At 35.2% G+C, this 1,891-nt stretch carries 1 protein-coding gene; it reads right to left on the bottom strand.

Annotated features, from left to right (window positions below; all coding sequences use genetic code 11):
* Positions 1–135 precede the first annotated feature (135 nt).
* Positions 136–1,891 (bottom strand): beta strand repeat-containing protein (locus CKF58_RS08420; protein ID WP_425451207.1); only part of this gene is annotated, 1,756 nt, incomplete at its 5' end.

Genomic DNA, 1,891 nt, shown 5'->3' with positions numbered 1-1,891 from the left:
ATACTGGACGCACAAAAAAGACCCATGGATTTACCATGGGCCTTAATTTATTCTATTTTGTATATGAGCTTAAACGGTGAGTTTGCTTTATCGGTTAGTTGTAAAGTTTGTTTAAGCTCGACAATAACTTAGGGGTTATTCACCTAAACTATTAGTTGCACTTTGTGAAGCTTTACCATCTACTAGTGCTAAAACCTCATTCGGCAGAACCGCTTTCGGAAGAGCATCTGGAATCTTACCATTTTGACGTAATTGTTCATTTAAGTAAGCACAGATTTTCGATAAATCGAATTTATCTTGCTCTGATAGATCGAAACGTTGTTTTAATTGCTCAGGATCAATCACCGCACAAGTTTGTAATGTAAAACCACGATTTGCTAAGTACTTATTCACAGATGGATTATTTGCTGCTACATAAATACCTTGCGCTTCCATATATTTAACATCCGAACTTGCAATAATTTGCGGCTCAAACTGACGTACTTCATCTGTATAAGTGTCGTAGAAATCTAAACCAGTATCTTGTAACCAAGTACCGTAATCATCTAACACTGTCTCACTTGTAATATTAACAATTGGTAAATGCACATTCGTTGCATTGTACACATTGTTATTGTTAATAAATGAACCATCAGTTTCTACAGTAATGTTAATTGAAGTAAAGGTAGTACCACTTAATTCCACTGCAGTGTTACCACTAATGTACGTATTGTTACCAGAAGTGAAGTTTGAATCACTAATCGCAACACTACCATTAGTTGCAATTACCGTAATGTTCTCACCAGCGTTATAAGTAGAGTTAGTAATAATTACACTATCTCCAGCTGTTAAGTTAACATTTGTACGTCCGCTAATATTTGAATTCACTGTAGTAATGTTTTCAGCAGCAGTTAAGGTTACATTATTACCAGTAATATTAGTACCTGTAATGTTAATAGAGCCATTAACACTATCTACAACAACTTCTTCTGCTGCACTAATGTTCGTACCATTACCAATATTAACTCCCTCAGTGCCACTAATGTTTGCGTTACCAATAGTAGCGTTAATTGTTGAGTTGTAAATATTAGTTGTACCATTAGTTGCATTTACCGTTATATTACCACCTGCAGCAGTATAGTTATCAAGCGTTACATTTGCACCAGTAATATCTACAGTTTCATTACCTATTGTCGTTGAGTTTTCAACTGTTAGATTGTTGTTAGCAGCAACGGTTGTATTGTTACCTGAAATATTGCTGTTGTTAGTAATTGAAACATTATCTCCAGTTACAGTAGCGGTATCGGTTGCGGTTACATTTGAACCTGTAACATTAACTTCTTTACCACTTACAGTTACATTAGTACCGTTTGCAATAGAATCTGCAATAGTTACATTTGTACCATTTACACTTACGTTGTTACCAGAGATATTACTGTTATTAGTAATAGAAACGTTATCACCTGTTACAGTAGCGGTATCAGTTGCAGTTACATTTGAACCTGTAACATTAACATCTTTACCACTTACAGTAGCATTAGTACCATTTACAACAGAGTCGGAAACAGTTACATTTGTACCATTTACGCTCGCATTGTTACCAGAGATATTGCTGTTATTAGTTACAGAAACATTTGTACCATTTACAGTTGCGTTTTCTGTAGCTGTTACATTTGAGCCATCAACGGAAACATTACTAGAGCCATCAACTGTTGCATTAGTACCGTTCACAGTTGAGTTAACAACTAAAACATTTATACCGTTTACAGTAGCGTTTTCTGTAGCGTTAACTGTAGAGTTATCTAACGTTACATTAGTACCGTTAACCTCTGCATTATTACCAGCGATATTACTATTGTTAGTTACTGATACGTTTGTACCGTTAACTTTAGCTTCTTCTGTAGCTGTAACA

The organism is Psittacicella hinzii, from assembly GCF_003585935.1.
Classification (GTDB): domain Bacteria; phylum Pseudomonadota; class Gammaproteobacteria; order Enterobacterales; family Psittacicellaceae; genus Psittacicella; species Psittacicella hinzii.
Note: the sequence above shows the minus strand (reverse complement) of the source record. Positions and strands in the feature narration are given on the sequence as shown.